The organism is Curtanaerobium respiraculi (assembly GCF_024609215.1).
Classification (GTDB): Bacteria; Actinomycetota; Coriobacteriia; order Coriobacteriales; family Eggerthellaceae; genus Curtanaerobium; species Curtanaerobium respiraculi.
In genome coordinates this window covers 216312-239490 of the sequence record NZ_JANIPD030000012.1, presented here as the reverse complement: position 1 = coordinate 239490, position 23179 = coordinate 216312, and the positions used below count along the sequence as shown (strand labels likewise).

General features: G+C 59.4%; 17 protein-coding genes and 1 tRNA gene. 5 read left to right on the top strand and 13 right to left on the bottom strand.

Annotated elements, in window-relative coordinates:
• Position 1: 1 nt before the first annotated feature.
• The 6 genes from NOV21_RS05510 to NOV21_RS05485 form a co-directional block, all read right to left on the bottom strand.
• A complete protein-coding gene (locus NOV21_RS05510) occupies positions 2-946 on the bottom strand; it encodes a succinate dehydrogenase/fumarate reductase iron-sulfur subunit (protein ID WP_283170195.1) in 945 nt (314 codons plus the stop codon).
• Complete coding sequence (locus NOV21_RS05505) at positions 946-2655, bottom strand: FAD-dependent oxidoreductase (protein ID WP_283170194.1); 1710 nt, start codon at positions 2653-2655, stop codon at positions 946-948. The genes NOV21_RS05510 and NOV21_RS05505 overlap by 1 nt, the downstream gene beginning before the upstream one ends.
• A 12-nt stretch (positions 2656-2667) precedes the next feature.
• Positions 2668-3231 carry a Fe-S-containing hydro-lyase gene (locus tag NOV21_RS05500; protein WP_283170193.1) on the bottom strand — a complete coding sequence of 188 codons (564 nt, stop codon included), beginning with the start codon at positions 3229-3231 and terminating at the stop codon, positions 2668-2670.
• Positions 3232-3265: 34 nt separating this feature from the next.
• Positions 3266-4111: a fumarate hydratase gene (locus tag NOV21_RS05495; protein WP_283170192.1), complete on the bottom strand. Its 846-nt coding sequence runs from the start codon at positions 4109-4111 to the stop codon at positions 3266-3268.
• Positions 4112-4216: 105 nt separating this feature from the next.
• Entirely contained in the window at positions 4217-5770 is a 1554-nt protein-coding gene (locus tag NOV21_RS05490) for an anion permease (RefSeq protein WP_283170191.1), read from the bottom strand.
• 1104 nt (positions 5771-6874) lie between these two features.
• Positions 6875-7117, bottom strand: a complete 243-nt coding sequence (locus tag NOV21_RS05485; RefSeq protein ID WP_283170190.1) for a hypothetical protein — start codon at positions 7115-7117, stop codon at positions 6875-6877.
• 235 nt (positions 7118-7352) lie between these two features.
• On the opposite strand from NOV21_RS05485, the gene NOV21_RS05480 reads away from it, so the two are divergent.
• Entirely contained in the window at positions 7353-7505 is a 153-nt protein-coding gene (locus NOV21_RS05480) for a hypothetical protein (RefSeq protein WP_283170189.1), read from the top strand.
• A gap of 373 nt (positions 7506-7878) precedes the next feature.
• Here the strand turns inward: NOV21_RS05480 and NOV21_RS05475 are convergent, their stop codons facing one another.
• The gene (locus NOV21_RS05475; protein WP_283170188.1) at positions 7879-8289 is read right to left on the bottom strand and encodes a pyridoxamine 5'-phosphate oxidase family protein; all 411 of its coding nucleotides are present in this window, start codon (positions 8287-8289) and stop codon (positions 7879-7881) included.
• A gap of 555 nt (positions 8290-8844) precedes the next feature.
• A tRNA-Arg gene (locus NOV21_RS05470) sits at positions 8845-8921 on the bottom strand.
• A 508-nt stretch (positions 8922-9429) separates the two neighbouring features.
• Here NOV21_RS05470 and NOV21_RS05465 point away from each other — a divergent pair.
• Positions 9430-10779, top strand: a complete 1350-nt coding sequence (locus NOV21_RS05465; RefSeq protein ID WP_283170187.1) for a magnesium transporter — start codon at positions 9430-9432, stop codon at positions 10777-10779.
• Between the two features lie 2 nt (positions 10780-10781).
• Positions 10782-12113, top strand: coding sequence for an Nramp family divalent metal transporter (locus NOV21_RS05460; protein WP_283170186.1), 1332 nt, complete (start codon positions 10782-10784; stop codon positions 12111-12113).
• Between the two features lie 383 nt (positions 12114-12496).
• Here the strand turns inward: NOV21_RS05460 and NOV21_RS05455 are convergent, their stop codons facing one another.
• A complete protein-coding gene (locus tag NOV21_RS05455; RefSeq protein WP_283170185.1) occupies positions 12497-12784 on the bottom strand; it encodes a hypothetical protein in 288 nt (95 codons plus the stop codon).
• Between the two features lie 38 nt (positions 12785-12822).
• Here NOV21_RS05455 and queF point away from each other — a divergent pair, with 38 nt between their 5' ends.
• Both queF and NOV21_RS05445 read left to right on the top strand, forming a co-directional pair.
• Positions 12823-13311, top strand: a complete 489-nt coding sequence (queF, locus tag NOV21_RS05450; protein WP_283170184.1) for a preQ(1) synthase — start codon at positions 12823-12825, stop codon at positions 13309-13311.
• Between the two features lie 531 nt (positions 13312-13842).
• On the top strand, positions 13843-15408 hold the full coding sequence (locus NOV21_RS05445; RefSeq protein WP_283170183.1) for a sodium:solute symporter family protein: 1566 nt from the start codon (positions 13843-13845) through the stop codon (positions 15406-15408).
• Positions 15409-16746: 1338 nt separating this feature from the next.
• On the opposite strand, the gene NOV21_RS05440 is transcribed toward NOV21_RS05445, so the two are convergent.
• The 4 genes from NOV21_RS05440 to NOV21_RS05425 form a co-directional block, all read right to left on the bottom strand.
• Positions 16747-17802: a hypothetical protein gene (locus tag NOV21_RS05440; protein WP_283170182.1), complete on the bottom strand. Its 1056-nt coding sequence runs from the start codon at positions 17800-17802 to the stop codon at positions 16747-16749.
• Positions 17803-18673: 871 nt separating this feature from the next.
• Positions 18674-19915, bottom strand: a complete 1242-nt coding sequence (locus tag NOV21_RS05435) for a phenylacetate--CoA ligase family protein (protein WP_283170181.1) — start codon at positions 19913-19915, stop codon at positions 18674-18676.
• Between the two features lie 720 nt (positions 19916-20635).
• Entirely contained in the window at positions 20636-21247 is a 612-nt protein-coding gene (locus tag NOV21_RS05430) for a 2-oxoacid:acceptor oxidoreductase family protein (protein WP_283170180.1), read from the bottom strand.
• A complete protein-coding gene (locus NOV21_RS05425; protein ID WP_283170179.1) occupies positions 21247-23172 on the bottom strand; it encodes a thiamine pyrophosphate-dependent enzyme in 1926 nt (641 codons plus the stop codon). The genes NOV21_RS05430 and NOV21_RS05425 overlap by 1 nt, the downstream gene beginning before the upstream one ends.
• Positions 23173-23179: the final 7 nt, after the last annotated feature.

Sequence of the window (23179 nt, the reverse complement as noted above, 5' to 3'; positions counted from 1 at the left end):
GCTAGTCCTCCTTCATCGTTTTCGCGTATTCGAACAGCGTGCGCACGCCCTCGATCCCATTCACGGCCTTCACATGGTGGAACGGGTTGAGCTTCCCGGACGTGACCATGCGCACCGCGAAGGGAACGCGGTTCTTCGCGTTCGCCATGAGGCCCTCGGTCTTGACGGCGAGCTGCATCTCGTCGAGCATGCCCTTGTCATGGGCGTTGTTATAGAAGACGTACGCGTGCTTCGCGCCCAGGCTCTTGGTTTCGCCCATTTCCAGCACCATGCGGCGGATGAACGAGATCTCCTCCGCGATGGGGATTTCCTTGGGGCACTTGCTCGTGCATTGCTGGCAGTGGATGCATTTCCACAGATTGTTGTCCAACACCGCCATGACGCGCTCTTCCGAGGCGCCGTCGCGGCTGTCCGCGATGAAGCGGTAGGCTTTGTTCATCATGAACGGAGCCAGGTACGTGCCATCGTCGAAGGCGAGCTCGCGGCACTCGGAGGCGCAGCTACCGCACAGCACGCAGTCGGTTGCCTTGGAGTACTTCGCGAAATCTCGGGGGCTCTGGGTGTTGTCGGCGCGACCCTCGCGCTCGCACATCCAGGGCATGATCTTCTTCATCTGCTCGGCCTTGTCCTCGAATTGGACCACCAGATCGCGCGTGACGGTGAAGTTGTTCAACGGTTCGATTACGAACTCGTCGGTCTCGTAAGTCTTGCGCAGGTCGTCCAGCTGCGTCTCGCACGCGAGGTAGGCGCTGCCGTTCACTTGGATGGCGCAGCTGCCGCAGATGCCGTGGCGGCATGCGCTCATGAAGTTGAGCGTGGGATCTTGCTCCTCGCGAATCTTCGTCAGGCACCCCAACAGGGTGTTCGTCTCATAGGGGAAGGTGTAGCGCTGCGTCCAGGAGCGTTTCCCGTCGAAGCGCTTGATGTTGAAAACGATCGTCTCCATTAGTAGGTCCTCGCTTCCGGCTGGAATTTGGTCACGACCACGGGACGCCAATCCAACTTGAACGCACCGTCCTCGAGGCTCACGAGGGAATGAGCGAGGAAGTTCTTGTCATCGCGTTCGGGGTAATCCTGGCGCGAATGGGAACCGCGGCTCTCCTTGCGGGCGATGGCTCCCATGCATACGCATTTTGCGATGGCGAGCACATTGCCCACCTCCACGTAGTTCATGAACGCCTCGTTGTAGATCTTCGAGTCATCGCCGATGTAGGCGTCCTTGTACGCCTCCAGGCATTCGTCGACGATCTTCTCGGCTTCCTCCATTTTCTCGCCGGTGCGGAAAATGCCCACGTCGTTCCACATGGTCTCGGCCATCTTGTCGCGAATCGCGAAGATGGACGTGCCGCTGGTCTTCTTGCGCATGCGGTCGAACTCCGCCGCCCACTGCTTCTGCAGGTCGTCGAGTCGTTGGGTGCCGCCTAATTGGCGCGTGGGAGCTTCCGCAGCCGCCGCCTTTCCGGCCTGCGTTCCGAAGAAGACCACCTCGGAGACGCTGTTGCCGCCCAGGCGGTTGGCTCCGTGCACGCTGATGCAGCTGCATTCCCCCGCCGCATGCAGGCCGGGGATCTTGGTGGCGCAGGTTCTGTAATCGATGACGTCGATTCCGCCCATCATGTAATGATTGGAGGGGCGGATGGGCACGGGGTCGGTGATCATATCAACGCCCTCGAACTTCAGGGCGAGCTCGCGCACCTGGGGAAGGCGTTCCAGGATCTTATCGGCGCCCAGATGGCGCATGTCGAGGTACACGTAGGATTTCATACCCTCGCCGAAGCCGCGGCCCTCTTTGATCTCGGTCTCAATGGAACGGGCGACCAGGTCGCGGGGACCGAGTTCCATCTTGCTGGGAGCATAGCGCTCCATGAAGCGCTCCCCCTTGTTGTTGATCAGGTAGCCGCCCTCGCCGCGGCACGCCTCGGAGAGCAGGGTGCCGGTGCCGGCAAGGCCGGTGGGATGGAACTGCACCATCTCGGCGTCCTTGATGGGAACGCCGGCGCGCAGGCACGCGGCGGTGCCGTCGCCGGTCATGTTCACCGCGTTGGTCGTGCGCGTCCAGTACACGCGTCCGAACCCGCCGGATGCGATGACGACGACCTTCACCTGGAACGTGACGATCTCGCCACGACGCAGATCGATCGCCACGACCCCTTCGACGCCGTTCTCGCCTGTCGCGATATCGAGCAGGTTGTACTCGTCCAGGAACTTCACGCCCTGTTTCAAGCAGTTCTCGAACAGTGCGTGCAGCACCACGTGGCCGGTCTTGTCCGCGCTGTAGCAGCAGCGCGGGTGGCTTGCCCCGCCGAACGGGCGCTGGGCGATGCGCCCCTGCTCGTCGCGGGAATAGGGCACGCCCATGTGCTCGAGCTCGCTCACCAGGCCGGGCATCCCGTTGACGAAGAACTCGATGGCGTCCTGGTCGCCCAGGTAGTCGGAACCCTTCACCGTATCGAAAAAGTGGCTCTCGATGGTATCTTCGGCGTCGCGGTTCTTCAGCACGGCGTTCATTCCGCCCTGCGCCGCACCGGTATGAGACCGCGTGGGGAACACTTTCGAGATGACGCACACGGAAAGGTCGGGGTTCTTGCTGGCGTTGAGCGCAGCCGACATCCCGGCGCCGCCGGCGCCGACAATCAAAACATCATATGTCTGCATGGCTGCCCCTTGCTAATCGGCGATGCGGTATTGCGCAGGACCGGACTCGAAGAGGTTGTTCCCGCGCGAATCGATCACGCAGACGCACGGGTAGTTCTCCACAACCAGACGACGGATCGCCTCGGGGCCCAGGTCGTCATAGGCGACGACATCGCATTCCTTCACGGAGGCTGCGATGAGGGCAGCCGCTCCGCCGACCGCGCTGAAGTAAACCACGTTGTTCTTGACCATGGAGTCGACAACGGCCTTGTCACGCGGGCCCTTGCCGATCATGCCCTTCAAACCGGTCTTTTCGATCATGGTGGGGGTGAAAGCGTCCATGCGACCGCTGGTGGTGGGACCGCAGCTGCCGATCACATGGCCGGGCTTCGCGGGGGTGGGGCCGGCGTAGTAGATGATCTGGCCGCGGAAGTCCACCGGCAGCTCTTCGCCGGCGGCGATCTTGTCGACCATGATCTTGTGAGCGGCATCGCGTCCGGTGTAGATGACGCCGGAGATGTTGACCATGTCGCCGCAGTTGATGGAGTTGATAACCTCGTCGGTGAGCGGGGTGGTGATATTCTTGGTTTCTGCCATGGTGAATCCTCTCAGGAGATGGCTTCGGGAACGTCTAGAGAACGACCTGCTTATGGCGTGCGGCATGGCAGTTGAGCGTCACGCCCACGGGCATCGTGGCGATATGGGTGGGGTACGTCTCGATGTGCACAGCCAAAGCCGTCACGCGGCCGCCGAATCCCATGGGGCCGACGCCCGACTTGTTGATCTTCTCAAGCAGCTCCTGTTCGAGAGCGGCGTATTCCGGATTGGGGTTGGGAGCCCCCGCCTCGCGGCGCAGGGCGACCTTGGAAAGCTGCATGGCCTTGTCCGCATTGCCTCCGATACCCACGCCGACGATGGTCGGAGGGCACGGATTGCCGCCGGCGTTCACCACGGAATCGATGATGAACTGCTTGATGCCTTCCAAACCCTGGGCGGGCTTGAGCATGGCGAGCTTGCTCATATTCTCGGAGCCGGCGCCCTTGGGCATGACCGTGAGCGTGAGGGTGTCGCCGGGAACGATCGAGGTGTAGATGATCGCCGGTGTGTTGTCACCCGCGTTCTTGCGGTTCAAAACGGGGTCGATAACGGTCGATTTACGCAGGTAGCCGTCGATATAGCCCTTGGCAACGCCGGCGTTGACCGCATCTTCGAAATCGCCTCCGACGATGTGGACGTCCTGGCCGAGCTCCGCGAACACGATGACCATGCCCGTATCCTGGCACATGGGAACCGTGTCCTCGCGAGCGATCTTGATGTTGCGGCAGATCTTCTGGAGCGCGTACTTGCCGTACTCGCTCTCCTCTTTCTCCGCCGCCTCGTTGATGACCTTCTCCACGTCGATCGGGAGATCGCACGCCGCCTCGATGCACAGGCGGGCAATTTCCTGGGTGATGGTCTCGACGCTGATTTCCTTCATGGGTACCTCCTTGTTGGCAAGGTGCTTCTCCGCCTTGCGTCAGATGAACGAGGGTGGCGTGCCCCCCATTGTAGAGGGATTCGAGGGGGCACGCCGGTTGGCCTACTACCAGAGGCCGATCACCTTCCACCAACCGAAACCGATGGTGAAGAAGATGAGCATGGAAACAACGGCGCAGACGATGCCGATGGTCCACCATTTGCCTTGGGACACATAGCCGCTGCCGAAGAAGACAGGAGCCGGGCCCGAGCCGTAGTGGGTCAGGCAGCCCATGGTGTTGCCGAAGATGCCCAGGATCATGGCGGAGAGCATCGCCGGAGCACCGGCGGCTACGGCCACGCTCAGGAAAGCAGCATACATGGCGGACACGTGGGCGGTTGCGCTCGCGAACGCGTAATGGCTGAGGAAGTACACGACGGCAAGCAGGATGATGGCGATGAGCCACGGCATGCCGGCCACGACACCGGTCATCAGGTTGCTGAACCAGGGGATGAGGCCCATGGAGTTCAGGTACGTGGCCATCATGACCAGCGCGGCGAACCAAACCAAGGTATCCCAGGCGCCCTTCTCGTTCTTGATGTCGTTCCAATCGAGCACACCCACGATGAGCAGGACGGATAGGCCGATGAAGGCGGTGACGGTGGCGTTCAGACCGATGCTGCTGCCGGCGATCCACAGGATCAGGATGAGCAGGAACACGCCGATCATGAGCTTCTCGGACGTCTTGACCGAACCCATTTCATCCAGCTTGGACTTCGCCATCTGGGCAGCCTCGGGGGTTTGCTTGACCTCGGGCGGGAATATCTTGTAGATGACAAAGGGGATGACGATCAGGCAGATCAGCGAGGGGACGAACGCGGCAACGGCCCAACCGACCCAGTCGATGTTGATGCCGGCGGTGCTGGCAGCCAGAGTGACCGCCAGGGGGTTGGCGGCCATGGACGTCATGAACATGCCGGACGTGATCATATCGGCCTGGAAAGCCGTCACGTGCAGGTACGAGCCGATCTTGCGCTCGGTGCCGTCATCGGGACGGCTGCCGAACACGCGGGACAGGGACGAGACGATGGGGTACACGACGCCACCGGCACGCGCGGTATTCGAGGGCATCGCGGGCGAGAGGATGAGGTCGGTAACCGCCAAGGAGTAGCTGAGCCCCAGCGTCTTCTTGCCGAATTTGCTCATGAACAGGTAGGCGACGCGGTTGCCCAAGCCCGTCTTGATGAAGCCGCGGCTGATGAAGAACGCGATGACGATCAGCCAGATCGTCGTGTTATGGAAGCCGGACAGCGCATTGGTGATATACGCGGTGCTGCTCGCCCCGGTCGACAGGATCTTCGTCAGCATGATGACCGTGATGCCTATGATCGAAACCGCCCCCATGGGCAGCGGCTTCAAAATCAGGCCGACGATCGTCGCTACGAAGATGGCGAAGAGATGCCAGCAGTTGACAGCGGTGATCATCGGATCGATTTTGGCGTAGGCACCGTCGGTGGGAACGAAATCCACCAAATTCGCCGGCATCGGGCAGAACCAAAGAACAACGCCGACGAGCACCGTGATCAATGCGGGGATCCATTTGAAGCCCCCTTTGTCTTTCGGTTTCGCAGCGGCTTTGGCTTCGGCGGTCGCTCGCTTCAGCGCAGAGTCTGTTGCCATTTCCTATTTCCTTCCTCCTCGGGAAACGCAATGTGGTCAATTTGTGTTCCTCGAGGTGGAAGTACAACGCCCATGGTGGGTGTAATTCTGTTTGGCCAGTTCGGAGGTAGGGTGGGAATCGCTTTATTTGATGTATGGATTATTGATTTCGATATCAGATGCGCTGCGAACGGCAAGGGCTACCTACCGTTAGACGATATGCCCCACACCAATCCTGCCGCCCCATTCGACCAAGGTCTATTGGAGACCCCTTTCCGTTTGAGCGCGGGCCGGGCTGGTGCGCTGCCCATGGCAACGGGTGCGACAGCGAGCCGTGCCGCAAAACGGGAGTTAGGGGTCTCCAATGGCAGAGTGCAAAAAACCACCCTGAGAGATGGCTTTCGCACGCCGTATGATACGCCGGCTTCCACCGATGCAGCATGCTGGCACCGCGAGGCATGTCTATGCTTTCCCGCACTGCAAAGCTCTGAGACATGCGGTCGATGCGATCCCCGATCGTATCCAAGACGCGAGGACAAAACAGATTGCAAACCTGTATCTATCGCCGAAAGACGTTCGGATTGAACCCCGGAACGTGGAATCGGAAACGATCCGCAGCCCATTGGCACCTCACGTTAAATTTCGGATTGCACCCCGAAACGCAGGACCGTAAACGAGCGGAGTCGGAAACATGGGGCCGGAAACGTGGGGCCGGAAACGAGCGGGATCATTCTAGCCAATATGGAGAGCGGTCGTGCATCGAAGCAGACATGCCAAAAGGCGGCTGCGGACACGGGGTTGGGTAGAGAAGAAGTGCCGACTTCCCGAAAAAAGGAGGCCGACGCCTCTTTGCCTATCGGCAACCTCATCTGCATGTCCGCCGAATCTTATTTTAAGGGGGCCGCCATAAAAACCCGCTTCCCTGATTGCGAGCTACAGGTAAGCGGGTTGGCAATACGGATTCCGCAACATCCGTCTCAACGGACGTGGAAGGTTGTTTAGAAACTCCTTCTGAGGTGGCTGTTCATACAATATATAGTGTTTTGAAAAGCATTTAGACAATATATGTTGTATGTTAGACAAATTAAGATGAGATTCTAGACAGTTTCGTAGGAGGAATCCAAATTACTCGGCAGCCTCGGCGTCTGGGCCGAACTCGACCCAGTTGCTTCCTTCGGCGTTGGCCTGCTTCTCCTCTTCCGCTTCGGTGGTGAATTGAAAACCGAGAACCTCTTGCATATAGCGGCGACGGCGCTGGCGCATCTCATCATCGATGGGGGCACCGACCTCCAGACCGAGGGTTCCATTCTCCGCTTCGAAATCCTTCAGCGCCTGCTCCAAGTTCTCCGGGGTACGCTCGACGGGCATTGCATCGTCCTTTCTGTGGGAATAAAAATCGCGCATCAGTGTACCATCGGTTGCCACATTCGTCTGCATCGATGCACGGTACGAATGGGGACTTGCAGCAGCTTGGCGCCAACTTCGGGGGTTTCCAGCTTTCATTGAAGCTGACGGCTCGAAAAACGGCATTCCGGAGCCAACTTCGGGGGTTTCCAGTCTTTTCAAGAGTTGCAGAATACGGCAACGATTCAAGAACATGTTCATGAACTGGGAAAATAATGATATTGCTTCTCGCATCCCAGGTGAAGCTGACTTCAAAAAGGCTGGAAACTGGCAAAGTTGGCCCGTGGAAGACGATATAACGTATTTCAGCTTTCGGGAAAGCTGGAAACCCCTGAAATTGGCTCCGGAATGATCGCATTATGCAAAAAACGGGAGACGAACAGCATCGAAGTTCATGAGTGGGTCCTGACGCACAAAGCAACACTGACGGGAAGCAGTATCCCCCAGGGTATTGGCGAGCCAAACAGCAAGGAGCGAACAAGCCTGCAGAAAATAGCCCCTGCGCCCACTGATGGCCCGCCTTCATCGGGAGGGCCTGCGGCCCTCGCCTCGAAGGCGGGCTCTTACACCACATTCACGGACGCCATTAAAGGGCGGATTGAGGTTTGCTGAGAAGCCGGATTGGTTGCGGGATAATAGGGCACCGGACTGCAACCCTTGTCCCAAAAAGTGAAGAAGCGCCTCCCGGGATACGGAAGACGCTTCGAAAGCACAGGCAGATGAGACTAGGCTATCTGGGCGCCGGAATCGGGCCCAGACGTTTGATTGTACACCGCATCAACGTGGACGAAGCACCCTCCCTTGGCCACGACCGCCTTGCCTTTGCTGGCGAAATACTCGTCGACCCACTTCTTCTCAGCTTCGAATTCGGGACCTTCGTCGACGTAGCGCGCGGTACCATACAACTCGTAGCCGGCATCCCCGTCGGTGATGATGATCGCAACCTTGTCGTTTTCCTTCAGGTTTGCGAGCGACTTGTTGAAGAATTGGTCGGAAACGTACACCGTCTCGTCATCGACGATACGCTTGATACCGATGATGTTGCCGTTCGGCTGACCCTGCGCGCTCGCCGTCGCGAACACGAATGTCTTCACGTTCTTGAACGCTTCCTGCACTTCCTTGGGCATGATTGCCATAGCTGGTCTCCCTTCGACGAACTTTCGATAACTATACCGCATCACCCCAAAAGCGAGATGGGTTGGAAACGACCAGGCGATGGCTACGGACTCATCGCGAACCTGTTCCATATAATAACCATGCCCCAGACTCTTGCCACGCTATCGTACCTTTCCCCGAACTGCTTTGGGGTATGACCGTAACAGCTATTGAATGTATGTTGGAGTGGGTCCTGTTCTTGAACCCCAGAGCTTCGGTAATGGCGTCGACGCTCATGAGCATCTGCCGCAAGAGCCTTGCCGCCTCCTTCATGAACATAAATTGTTCTGCAGGAGAGATTTATGTCCTTTAACCCAGAGCCTCCCGGTTGGGAGGCTCATCGGTTCGAAGCGGTGCGGTTTCCTGCCGGCGGCGCCGCCGCCGGGCTCGCTGCGCTCGCGCCCTCCGCGTTCCGAACGGCCCACCGGGCCGTTCGGCCTGAGGGATCCTTCGAATCCCCCAGTGCGCACCGTGCAGGTCCGAGGCCGTCCCGAACATGAAAGAGCCTCCCGGTTGGGAGGCTCATCGGTTCGAAGTGGTGCGCCCTGAGGGATTCGAACCCCCGACGTACTGATTCGTAGTCAGTCCCTCTATCCAGCTGAGGTAAGGGCGCACTTGGACAGCAGAAGTAATATTAGCAGCCAAGATTGGCGAGTCAACAGATTTCTCGAAATACTCCGACGCTCCATAACGGCGTAACTTGGTGGTTGGTGGTTGGTGGTTGGTTGGTTGAGGACTTAAGCGCAACAATGCACGTGTAAGCGCAACAATTGCCGTCTCCCCTGTAAATCCCGTCGAGAAGCGGTCGATTTCGTTGCACTTGCCCGTTCGATGATTGCGATTTTGGTCCGCGTGGGGATTCGCCGGCCAATCAGAGCCATCCGCAAGGCGGATGAAGGCCATGGGATCACGCCCCTTGCAGCCGCCCCGCGACCCATCTCCCTTGAAAAGTCATCCTCATCTGGTAAAGTACATGGGCACGCCTCATCGCGCGCGGAATACCACCAACTGAAAGGTTCGTACTTGAAGGTTCGAAAACCCAAACCTCACAGTATGTAGCCTTGCCGGCTTCCCCGCCTCGGGTACCGGCATAAGGCTGCTCGAGAGCTCAAGGGGGAAGTTTGCTCTATCTTTCTCAAATGCTAGGCCAGCCCGTCTTCGACGAGATGGGCGAGAAAATCGGCTCGATTTCCGACCTCGCGATTCAAACCGGCGAGGTATTCCCTCGTGTGACCAGCTTGGCCTTCAAGGGGCCGGGCAATGTGCCCTTTATGATCAGCTGGCGCAAGTACGTCGGCGAATACGACGGCGAATCGGTGCGGCTCGCCGTCCCCGCCACCGGCATCCGCTTCAGCTACCTGCAACCGCAGGAAGTGCTGCTCGCTCGCGACTTGATGGATCGGCAAATCGTCGATACGCAGGGCATGAAAGTAGTCCGCGTGAACGACTTGAAGCTGTCCGAAAGCGGCACTCAGCTGCGGCTCCTCGGCGCCGAAGTCGGTGTCCGCGGCATACTGCGCGGCCTGGCCCGCTGGGTGGAGCGTGCGACCGTCGCCATCGCCAAGGTTTTCGGCAAGAAAATCGACGAGCAGATCATCGCATGGAACTATATGGATCTGCTCGATCGCGACCTCTCGAAGGTCCAGCTCTCCGTCACGCACACGCGCTTGAACGAACTGCACCCCGCCGATGTCGCCGACATCTTGGAGCAGCTCGACCCGGCCCAACGCGCAGCGGTATTCGAGCATCTGGATGACGAGCGCGCCAGCGACGCGATCTCCGAGATGGAGGACGAGTTCCAGGCGGACACGATCGATGACCTCGACGATGCGCGCGCCTCCAAGCTGCTGGGGGATATGGAACCCGACGATGCTGCGGACATCGTACGCGACCTCCCATACGAAAAGGCCGAACGCCTGCTGCGCCTCATGGGCGTGGAGGACGCGGCGGATATCCGCAAGCTGCTCGGATACCGCGACGAAACCGCTGGCGGGATGATGACCACGCAGGTGCTGGTGATGAACGACGACGACACCGTCAGCGATGCCATCGACGCGCTGCGCCATCTTTCCGATGACTGGCCGAGCATCCACTACCTGTATGTCAACGACGAATACGGCAAGCTTGCCGGCGTGCTTTCGCTGCGCAACCTGGTTCTGTCGCAACCTGGAACGCTCCTGCGCGACATCATGTTCTCCGAGGATCTGATCAAGGCGCTTCCCGACGATCCTGAGGAAGAGGTCGCGGAGAACATATCCAAATACAATCTGTGGGCGCTACCCGTCGTCGATGAGCGTGAGCAACTATTGGGCATCGTCACGTTCGATGACGCCTTCGACGTCATCGAGGACGACGCGGAGGAGACGAAGGGCGACAATTTCACACGGGCAGCCTTGCTGTCGGTCATCGGAATCATCGTATTGATCGTCTACACGTTCATCGTGCTGCAAATCGCCGGATATGCGGGGTAGCCATGGCACCGCAGAAAACGACCGAGGAAGTGCTGACCAAGCGCGCCGAGCGGGGAGAGCAAATCCTGCGCGACCCCTCCGCACCCGCAGTGGGGCACAGGAGGAAGAGCCGGGCCGCCGTGGTGCTTGCCGCCATGGGCCCGGGCATCATCACTGCGATGGCGGGCAATGATGCCGGCGGCATCGCAACGTACAGCACGGTGGGCGCCGAATTCGGCTTCCAAGCGCTGTGGATCCTTCCCATCATGTGCGTTTTGCTGGTTGTGGTGCAGCTCACCGCGGGCCGCATGGGCGCCGTCACGGGCAAGGGGTTCGCCGCCCTCATCCGCGAGCGCTTCGGAATACGTCCGACCGCCATCGCGATGCTCGCCCTGCTCGTGGGCAACATCGCCACGACATTCTCCCAGTTTGCCGGCATCGCCGCAGGTTGCGGTATGTTCGGCATCCCCACCTGGGTTTCGGTGCTCGTATCCGCGGTTGCCGTGTGGCTTTTGGTTTCAGGGGGAAACTATCGCCGCGTCGAGCGCATCTTCCTCATCATCTCGCTCGTGTTCGTCACATACATCATCGCTGCGTTCATGGCCGACCCCGACTGGCCCAGCGCCCTACTTTCCACGGTGACGCCGCAATTCGTGCAGTCGCAGAGCTTCGTCAGCCTCACCATCTCCACCATCGGCACCACCATTGCCCCATGGATGATGTTCTACGCGCAGAGCAATATCGTGGAAAAGGGCACCGGCACCGATGACGACGACCGTCTGGCCATCAAGGTGGATGCGATCAGCGGGTCGGTTGCCGCCTTGGTCGTCGCGTGGTTCATCATCGTCACCACGGGCGCCGTGCTCTTCCCCGCTGGCGTGCATGTGGACAGCGCCGCCGATGCGGCAAGCGCGCTCGTCCCCTTCGCGGGCGAATACGCCCAGGCGCTGTTCGCGGTCGGCCTGGTGGGAGCCAGCTTTTTGGCCGCCTGCGTGCTGCCGCTGACCAGCTCGTTCGTCATCTGCGAGGCGTTCGGTTGGGAAGCGGGCGTGGAGTTCAGCTTCAAGGAAGCGCCCATCTTCAAGGGACTCATCACGGGGATCATCGCGTTTTCCGCACTTATCGTGCTCATCCCCGACCTCGACCTCATGTTCGTGATGATACTGGCACAGTTCATCAACGGCGTGATCCTGCCCATCCTGCTGGCATTCATGGCGATCATCGCCTGCGACAAGCACATCATGAAGAAATACACCGCCGGACGCTTCACTCGCATATTGCTCTGGCTGACCGTCGGCATCGTCGCATTGCTCACCGTTGCCTTGCTGGCGATGCAGGCCCTCGGACTCGCCTGACAACCAAGCGACCTGCATCGTCTTCTCTCGGGCCAGCGCAAAAGAAGATCCAGCATCTCGCTTCTGCATCCCCGATGACAAGCTGCAGGCAGCATCCCCTTTGGAGCGAGCGCTCCGCTGCCCAGAGGGGCAGCGGGCAATTGTTCCTCTTCGTGCACTCCACTCGCATATAAATACGCTGGTGGATAATGCGCACGTTGCCCCCCAACGCGGCCTCAGCGCTACCGGATCGACCGTTGGGGACGGTAGGGTGTTTTACCGGTAAGGACTTTCCGCCGCAGCCCGGGACTGCGGCGGTTTTCTTGGACCGTCTCTCTGCTTTCACCTCTCGCTCTTGGGACTGCGGCGGTTTTCGTGGACCGTTTTCCCTCTCGCTCCCCGTATCAGTCCGGGTCCCCGAGCTTCTTTTCCATGGCGTCTGCCTCGCGTTCGAAGGCCCTCGCGAGCTCGCGGATCACCGCCGGGTGGCAAGCCTGCGACGCTATCTCGCTGAGCTCTGCCGTCGAGTGCAGGAGGAACCTCGACGCGTCGCCGGGGTACGGCTCCGCGGCCGATGTCTCGGCTTTCAGGAAGAGCAGGTGGTCCCCGCTATCGTCCGGAACCTTGAAGCAGGTTGCGACCTCGGAGTCGGGATCCGCCGCCCGCTTGCCTTCCGCGACGAGGTGTGGCACAGTGCCTATGTTCCGCAGTCTTCCGGACGGAGGAAAATATGTCGCGTGAAAACGAAAAATTGACCTTGCTGGGAAACCAGGAAACCGCCTACGCAGTTGACTACGATCCCAGCCTGCTGGAAACATTCGAGAACAAGCACCCGGACGCCGACTATATGGTCACGTTCCGCTGCCCGGAATTCACTACGCTGTGCCCCATCACCGGGCAGCCCGATTTCGCCACACTCTATATCAACTACGTTCCCGGCCAAACCATGGTGGAGAGCAAAAGCCTGAAGCTGTATCTGTTCAGGTTCCGCAACCACGGGGACTTCCATGAGGACGTGGTGAATGTCATCCGCGATGACCTGGTGAAACTGATGGAACCCAAATATCTGGAGGTGCGCGGCATGTTCTACCCGCGCGGCGGCATCAGCATCTACCCGTTCGCCAACTATGCGCAACCCGGCAGCGCATATGAGCGCATCGCCCGCACGCGCATGTTCGACCAGCTGCGAGACCTCGATAACGGCGACGGGGCACGATAACTCGTACATATTTCCCGAATTTATGCGCGCTTTTCGAACTTAGGAGTCAATAGCGGCTTGCAAGCGACCGGAATGACGGGCATATCGGGGACCAAAACATGCTGCGGTTCCGTTTTTCCAGGTCGGAAAAATGAACTCACAAGACTGTATCCGTTTTTTGACTCCTAAGTCCAAAATCCGCTCACAAAATCGCTTCTTTTCTCCGAGTTGGCCTCCTTCGGCAGATTTCGCAGCGCAAAGCGCTCCATTGTGGTAAAGTACCCTTCATGCATAACGCGCACGGACATATCGCTTCTTACGATCACGCTTTCGCCGGCGCGTACTATTATGCTTATTCCTTTCGATATCTGTAGCGTGCGGGTCTCGCGTCTTTTGCTTCCATAGCTAGGTCGGAGAGTCGTACGCGCCCCCATACGGCGGTGCGTTTCCGATTTCTCAAGCGCCGCCCCGTTCAGCATTCCGCCGGCAGCGCAAGAGATCCTGCGCCCGTCGGAAGCTCTCGCCCCGCACTCGTCTTTCGAAAGGAACTCCATGTTCGCCAAATCGGCCATGATCATCGCTTTTGCCGCGACGGTGATCGGAATCGGCATATACACGCGTAAGCAGGCACGCAGCGTTGATGGATTCGTGCTCGGAGGCCGCAACGTCGGCCCTTGGCTCTCTGCGTTCGCCTACGGGACCAGCTATTTCAGCGCTGTCATCTTCGTCGGCTACGCGGGGCAGTTCGGCTGGAAGTTCGGCATCTCCGCATTCTGGATCGGGTTGGGGAACGCCGTGCTGGGCAGCCTGCTCGCATGGTGGGTGCTCGGTCCCCGCACACGCGAGATGACGCAACGGTTGCGTGCCGCGACCATGCCCGAATTTTTCGGGAAACGCTACCGGAGCCGCGGCCTGCGCGTTGCCAGCGCGCTGATAATCTTCCTTTTCCTCATCCCTTACTCCGCCTCTGTGTTCAACGGGCTCTCGCGTCTGTTCACCATGGCCTTCGGCATCCCCTACGAATGGTGTGTGATCGGCATGGCGGCGGCGACCTGCATCTACGTAGTCCTTGGCGGGTACATGGCAACCGTGGTGAACGACTTCGTGCAGGGGATCATCATGCTCGTCGGGATCCTCGCGGTTGTAGGCGCCGTCCTCGGTGCGAACGGCGGCTTCTCGGAGGCGATTGCAAGCCTATCACAGGTGCCTGCGGAAGGCAGCGGCCTGCAGGGCGCGTTCATCAGCATGTTCGGACCCGACCTGTTCAATCTTATGTGCGTGATCATCCTGACGAGCTTGGGAACGTGGGGGCTGCCGCAGATGGTGCAAAAGTTCTACGCCATCAAAAGCGGGCCCGCGGTGAAGCAGGGAGCCATCATCAGCACGCTATTCGCCGTGGTCGTAGCCGGCGGGAGCTACTTTGTCGGCGGCTTCGGACGGCTGTACTCCGATCGCATCGCATACGCGGCAAACGGCACGCCCATCTACGATTCCATCATGCCCACCATGTTGTCTAGCCTGCCCGATGTGCTGATCGGCCTTATCATCGTGCTGGTTCTTTCCGCAAGCATGTCGACGCTGAGCTCGCTCGTGCTCACCAGCTCCTCGGTGCTCACGCTCGATCTGATCAAGGGCAACTTTGCGAAGGACATGCCCGAAAAACGCACGCTTACCTGCATGCGTGTGCTTATCGTGGCGTTCGTCGCAGCCTCCGCTGCCATCGCGCTGATCCAGTATCACAGCACGATCACGTGGATCGCCCAGCTCATGGGCATCTCATGGGGCGCGCTCGCCGGAGCGTTCTTGGGGCCGTTGCTGTGGGGTCTTTTCAGCAAGCGCGTCAGCAAAGCGGCCGTATGGACGAGCTTCGCGTCAGGCGTGGGGCTTACGGTCGGTAATATGATCGTGCCGTTTCTGGGCTCATCTATTGTATCGGGTGCAGTGGCGATGCTGATCTCGATTGCGATCATCCCCCTTGTCAGCCTCTTCACGCCGGCCGTGCCATTCGAGGTCGAGCCTCCCCGCGCAAGCGCCGCCATCGATCGCGAGTATGCGCATGAACTGGAAGAGGAGGGACGGCCAGCATTCGACAGCGCCGAGCCGCTAGAGCATCTCTAGCATCCATCCTGCGCACTGCCCCTGCGATTTCGCTGGTCCTCCCCGCCTTTGCCTGATTCGGGGTTTCGGACCGGTCCTTTACAATGAACAGAACAGTGAAGGCCCTTCTATATGTGTGGCAACCCGGTCGCCACGGTTCGCGAAGACAACGACCATTATCGGCCATGACTCACGAGACGACATGCAGAAGGGACTTCGATGTTCTGCTCATGTCGTCTTTTGCACCTGCACGAAGGAGAGCTGCAGGATGGTTTCATTTGCTTGCGACGGTTCGTGGAAGATCGCAAGAACTCCTCAGTAAACTTCTTTCAGCCTGCCGCTCGGTAAAGGATGGTTTGCCCTCGGTTTGCCCTCGGTTTGCCCTGCTTGCGCTGGAGCGCTCTCCATCCGCGCTCCTCCGTGCCGTATGCTCTGCCTCGAACCCGCCCTCTTCAAGCGGGGCGCCAATTATGCGAGCAAATCGCATTATCAGCTTACCCCGTTGGCCGCAAGTGCCAAATTTTGAGGAAAATCGCAGCGAAGTCGATCGCATACCGTCTAGAATCTTCTTCTCGGTGATGAAATACCAGGTCAACACAGAGCAAGACTCCAGGCCCTTCGATGCGATCCATCTTCAACTGCTATCATGCCGCATAATTGGCGCCCCGCAACCCTCATCGACTTAGAAAATGCGATTTGATTCGTCTGTTGGCCCTTCTCATTGGATTCAGATAGGGGAATGGCGGCAACAAGGAACCGACCGGATGAGAACATCGGCTCTCTATCGGAGAAAGGAGCCTGGGGGGTGGCGACCGCTCCCGCTGGCAACACCCCCCGGCCCTCGTGCGGGCAGGGGAAAAAGGCCGTGCGGGGCGGCCGGTCGGCGGCCCTTCAGGGCTGAAGCTGATGCTAGCCCCTTCTTGGAGACGCATCAAACAACACCCAATCAAGGCCCATTTGAACTGTAATGGGTTCGCAGAGGCTCGATTTTTCGAGAAGTTGCTCTTTGCAGACGGGAATCGGAACGATCGCTTGCATCGCGCCCGCAGGCATACGTTCACTTCAAGATGAGGCTAGAGGGGCGCGCCCTCCGTCTGGGGTCTTCACTTCGAGAAGGGCGACGGAGACGTCTTACAACTGAGGACGCCCCTCCATCCGGGGTCTTCACCGTACCCTTTGTATGTTGAAACCAGAGGATAGACGGGGCCGAATCATCTCGGCACGCTGAAGCAACATGGCAAGACTGGACGCGAACTTCGGACGGAATCGATATTTTCCGGTGAAACGCAATGCCCACCGAAGCAACGCCCTCGCATGATTGATCGGCACTTGCTCCGGAAGCTGCTCCGGAAGCTCTCCTCACCCCGCATCTCTGCCGTACTGCCCTAGCGTACTCTCGAATAGCGCATCATAGGGGGCATTCCAAGGAAATAGGCTGTTGAACAGATTCGCCTGTTTCGCCGAATATCTGCCTAGACGCTCCCAATGCCGTTTCACGCCGATTCTGCGCGCGCATTCTCTCGCGATCTGCTGGATGGCAAATGGATCCGTGGCAATCGATTTCGTGATGACCAACTGCGAGTATCCATCATAGGCAAGGCCTTCCGAACGCAGGGCGTCACGATCCACGGCGCCCTCGCTCTCATGATCGCTGCCGTGGACTTCCACATCAAGCAAAACATCCGACCAGCTGATATCAAGACGGCACAGCCCTCGCCTTGCGATCCCCGCTGCAGGGCTCGACAATTTCACTTCATGGTTAAATCGATGCCTCGGCAACCCGAACCCGCCAACGTGCATGGGGAAAGAGAGCAGCATTCCCACGGCTGTTTCCAGGGGCGAGGCGGAATCCTCGACTACCCACTTGAGGCACATTAGCACTTTACGTCGAGCCGTGCCCCGAGGACAGCTTTCCGCAAACTCCCTGATGCCCTCCACCGTTGCCAATTTAGGTCGAGGAATGAAGCCGCGTTTCGCCCCGCGCTGCCGCGCATAGGTGCCGCACAGCTCGTGCATAAGGCGCACGAGCGCAATGGAATCGAGATCCCGGGCAAGCTGGACGATGCAGAATTCCGGTGACGAAACGTATATTCCGTCACCGAGGCTCCGAACTGCCCCATCGGGAAGCCTGCCTGTAAATCGATGGGAAACGAGACGGGGGCATGCATGCGTCGGCGCAGTGCCCTTGACGAGCACATGGATAGGCATCGTGCGCACAAGTTTCTCGAGGCTAGGCGATGACGTGATATCCCGTACGCGCCATGCGGCTCGGTCAAGCGAAGTCAAATTGCATGGGACGGCAACACGGCCTGCGAAGTATGTTGATGTCTCAATGCCAAAGTAGCGCCAAAACTCCAACGCGGATATGTGGTTCAGCACGACGATCATAGATGGAGGATACAGCATAGAAGGCATGCCGCTCTCTCGGGAAAATATGCATCGAGCTTACCCTCTGATATATTGCACGCATTTGAGCAGGCATGATATTAATCCGTGCTTCAATGGCGGAATACGGGAGGATCGCACGTTGATGAGCACGTTGATGGAAAGGATAGCGCTGGAGGATGCATGTGCCCACTGCATATGCACGTGCGCCCACTGCATATGCACGTGCTCGCCACGCCCGAAAGACGAAGGCGAGCGCCCCTTTCCATGTAAGAAGCGCAGTGCCATATATACTGAATAATCGCGTTTTCCTCGCGTTGGCATTGCTTCAAGGGCCAAATTAATCGGATAATCGCAGTTCTTGCCCTTTCGTATGCGGGCACTCGAAAACGATCCTGCGATAATCCCAGATCAAGAGCTTCTGAAGCGGTCGGCACGAAGAGAACGCCATGGGGAAATACGATTCTTCCGCTTTATCGGCCCCGAAGCTCGAAATCGCTATTCCAAAATGCGATTTGACTCGAAATATGGCACCGGATTGACGCTACCCGTCGAATCGTGCAGCTAATTCACATCGGGCTGATAAGCACCCGCGGTACCAACAATCAGATAAATTGGGACCGCGGGTGCTATTCGTCGGGCCGGGGCCCTTCCCCGACCCGATCATTGAACTCGATTCGATGCTCCGAAATAGCCCCGCTCAGGGCGACGCTCGACCGCAATCCCGTGATGAGAATCACTTTTCTTCGCAGGCATTCGCTTCAACGGACGCGATGTCCCGGACGGTTCCATCCCAATCAGAACATCCCGACGATTTTTCTTCGAAACCGGCAGAGGGGAAGGGAGCCCACCCAACGCGGATAACCCTTAACTTCTGCGACGGAGCCCCTCTCCGCGCGAGCTATTCGCAGCGCTCGTCGAACACGCGCTTGCTCTTCTTCTCGCTGCGCGGCAGCAAACCGTATTCGACCACCTTGACCAGCGGCGTGAATCCGATGCGCCCCTTCACCTCGCGCGCGATATCGAGCCCGAGGTTATGGAAATCGACCGAGCCGTCCACGGCCTCCACGTACAGGCGCATGGTGTCGCGCCCGTCGAAATGGGAAAGCCGGATCTGATATTCGCTCGAGGCGCCATCGAACGCCGCCAGAATCTCCTCGATCTGGCTGGGGAACACGTTGACCCCGTGAATCTTCATCATGTCATCGGAACGGCCGGTCACCGTGTCGATACGCGGATGCTCGTTGTGCCCGCAGGCGCATTCGCCAGGGATAAGACGCGAAAGATCGTGGGTGCGGAAGCGGATGAGCGGTGCCCCCTCCTTTCGCAGCGTGGTCAACACGATTTCGCCGGAAGTGCCATCCGGAACCGTTTCGCCCGTTTCCGGGTCGATGACCTCGACATAGATGTAGTCGCTCCAGATGTGCATGCCGGTGTTGTATTTGCAGCTGATCCCGATTCCGGGGCCATACACCTCGGTGAGGCCGAAGATGTCGTACATCTCGACGCCGAGTATATCGCGGATGCGTTTGCGCGTCTTCTCGCCGGAACGCTCGCTGCCGAAGATAAGCTTGCGCAGCTTGATCTTATCCTGAATGCCGCGTCGCTCGATTTCCTCCGCAAGCAGCAGCGCATACGAGCTGGTGGCGCATAGGACCGTGCTCTGCATATCCTGCATCATCTGCAGCTGCTTTTCGGTGTTGCCCGGCCCCAGCGGAACCGCCATGGCGCCGAGGAGCTCGCATCCGGTCTGGAAACCGATTCCCGCAGTCCAGAGGCCGTAACCAGGCGTGATGTGCACGCGATCGCGGTCGGTGACGCCTGCGAATTCGTAGCAACGGGCAAACTGCACCGCCCAGTCGTCGACGTCCTTCTTCGTGTAGGGGATGATGACCGGCGTGCCCGTCGTGCCCGACGAGCTATGGATGCGCACGATCTTCTCCTCGGGCACGGCGGCAAGTCCAAGCGGGTACGCATGGCGCAAGTCCGCCTTGTCGGAGAAGGGAAGTTTTTCGAAATCCGCCTGGGTCCGGACATCATCGAGATCGATTCCCTCGAACTTCTTCGCATAGAAGGGGGAACGGGCTTTCAGACCGGAGAGTTGCTTTTTGATTGCCTCGAATTGCTGCGGCTTCATTTCCATGAGAGACACCTTTCGTGTTCTGGTGTGAATACGAGGGCGTTTGCGCCCCTGCTAAGGGTGCTTCAAGCCTCTATCAAGCGGGGGGATTCCGAAATGCGACTGCGCGAAAAGCGGCCTCAAGCTCGTAGAGTCTTGAAGCTAGAGCCATCGACCTGCCGAAACGGCAGCGTACCGGCTGGAAATGTAGGCAATCGATATCATGCGTCGCATTTTAGGACAACCCCTCGGCAAACGCAACGACCACCTGGCAAAAGGAGCGAAGCGGGTTTACAGGGTCGGTTGCAAATGTAACTGCAACACAAAACAATCGCGACGGAGACGGTCCCTCCTGGTTTACAGGGTTGGTTGCAAATGTAACTGCGCCCACAGGGGGCGTTTAGAAATTCAACCTACGAGCAGGTTTACAGCATCGGTTGAATAAACGGTCTGGAACGGTTTTGCATCTGAAGCACAATCGAAGATGAAACGATCGTCCTTTGCAGAGAAAACATTCAGAATTTGCAAGGGATTGCGACTTAGGTATGCAAGCAGGACGAGATACCGCAAGAGGAAATTCATGATCTGCGACAAGCATGCCGCGAATTTTCGATTTCATGCAAAACCGCTCTTCCGGCTTTTTCACCGGATGTTGCGGGGTCGATCTATACCTGAAAGTTACAATTCCATGCAGAAGAACGGGTCGATTACTTGCGAAGCGTTTCGATGTCCCTCGCTCTCAATTTAGGAAAGCTGCTCTTGCACGGCAGACACTGCCGCAAGGTTCAAATCGACGAAGCGGGGTTTCACGCATGCCTTGAGCGCCTCCGCCATCTCGTCCATCGTGATTGCGTCCCCCAGGCCGAAGCCCGTCCGCTGTCCTATCAACACGGCAGCCGCAAGCATTGCCACGTTGGCGACTTTGCGGCTTCCAACCCGATCGCATACGGCCCCTTCGTCGACGCCGTGGAAATGCGGCGCGTCATCGGCAAGACGGTCCAGCATCGGCCTCGCCTCGTACACGCTGCCCGCCAAGTTCGCCGTCACCGAAGGCACCACGGCACTCGCGCTTACCAGCAGCCCGTCGGAAGAGAGGAAGGAAAGCGCGCGCACCCCCTCGCCCGGCTCCAGCGCGATGATCAAATCCGCTTTTCCACGGGGGACCAACGGCGCCTCCACCTGCTCTCCCGCAGAGCCGATGCGCACATGGCTGGTGACGCTCCCGCCTCGCTGGGCCATGCCGATCGTTTCCGCCGTACGGACATGCCATCCCTTGCATTGCGCCGCCTGAGCCAGAATCTTCGCTGCCAGCACGCTCCCCTGCCCGCCGACACCGGCGATCACCACGTTCAACATCAGTTCGCCTCCTGATCGGAATAGGGGATCCTGTTTTCCAAGCGCACGGGGGCGCTGATGGCGTCGAAGGGGCACGCATCCACGCAGAGGCCGCATCCGTAGCAGGATGACGGATCGATGGACATCTTCCCATCACGGCCGATCGCCATCGCCGGGCACCCCAAGCGGTTGATGCACGCATGGCAGGCGGTGCAGGCATCGAGGTCGACGGTCGCGGAAGGTTCCGGCTTCACAAGCTGCGTGCACGGGCTGCGGAAGATGATGGCAGACGGTCCGTCGAAATCGATGACGCGCCGCGCTGCCGCTTGGCTCTCCGCAAGGTACAGGGGGTTGGCATGCTCGATGCACCGAACGCCCAGCGAGGTCAGCACCTCTTCGATGGAGAGGGGTATGCTCAGAGGCCCCATGAGGGTTACGCCGGTCCCCGGATGGGGCTGCTTCCCCGTCATCGCGGTGGTCGCGTTGTCCAGCACGCAGATCGTGATGTTGTGCTGATTGTACGTGGCGTTTGCGACACCGGTCATTCCGCTTGCGAAGAAGGTGCTATCGCCCACGAACGCGATGCATGCTCGGTCGGGGTCCGCGACCGCGGCCCCTTGCGCCATCGTGATCCCGGCGCCCATGCACAGGCACGTGTCGATAGCCTCCAGCGGTTTGGCGTTGCCCAACGTGTAGCAGCCGATATCGCCGCAGAAGATGTGCCGCCGATGGCCGACCGCGCGCTTGACCGCGTAGAACGCCCCGCGATGGGGGCAGCCGGGGCACAGCATGGGCGGACGCGCAGGCGGCTCGGCAGCCGGATCCGCCGCACGGCACTCGACCGTGCTTTCCCGTGGACTCGGCTCTGCCGCTTGCCCGGCAGCCGGGAACTCTGCGGAAAGGGCAAGGAAGGCGGCGAGGCGCTCGTACGCATCTTCGACGCTGTTCTCGCCCCGGAGCAGCGTCGCGCCGTCGAGCTTGCCATGGACAGCATAGGGGAGATGGCGCCTGCCCGCCAACTTCGCGAACTCATCCTCGAGCACGTGGTCGAGTTCCTCGAACACGATGATGTCGTCGAGGCCCTCCGCAAATCGCGCGGCGGCATCTTCGGGAAAGGGATACGGCGTGCCTATCTGGAGCAGACGATACGGAACGCACGCCTTCTCCGGCAGCATCGCCAGCGCCTCGCGGACATACTGAGTGCTCACACCGCCGCAGACAACCCCATGGACCGGCGCCTCCCCCACCTGCTCGCAGGGGTTGAAGGGCCCTTTCGCGCCCTCCGCGGCGATCCGGGAGAGGCGTTCCCAAATCTCGCCATGCGCCTGGTACGCACGCCGCGGGAAGATGATCCATCTATCATCGCGGACGAACCCCCGCTCGGGGAGCTTCCGCGCGACTGTGGTATCCGGAACATCGAAATATGTGCTCGCATGGTCGATGCGGGTGGTGGGCCGCACGATCACCGGCGTGCCGTATTCCTCCGACAGGTCAAATGCGTGCCGCATCATCGCGAAGCCCTGCTCAGGGGTCGCGGGATCCAGGACAGGCACTTTCGCGAACGAGGCGAACCGGCGCGTGTCCTGCTCCGTTTGGCTGGAGATGGGACCGGGGTCGTCGCACACGAACAGGACCAAGCCGCCGCGCACGCCTACGTAGTTCAAGCTCATCAGCGCATCGCTGGCAACGTTCATGCCCATCTGCTTGCAGGTGAACAGGCAGCGCGCCCCGCTCGCGCTCGCGCCGTGCAACAGCTCGAGTGCCGCCTTCTCGTTCGTCGACCATTCCACATGCACGCCTTGGGCGATTCCCGCCGCATGCAGCTGGGCAACGGTTTCCACGACTTCGCTCGATGGCGTCCCCGGATACCCCGCGACAACGTTGACGCCCGCCTGCAAAGCAGCCCAAGCGAATGCCTGATTTCCCATCAGCAGTTTTCTTGGCATGAGATTC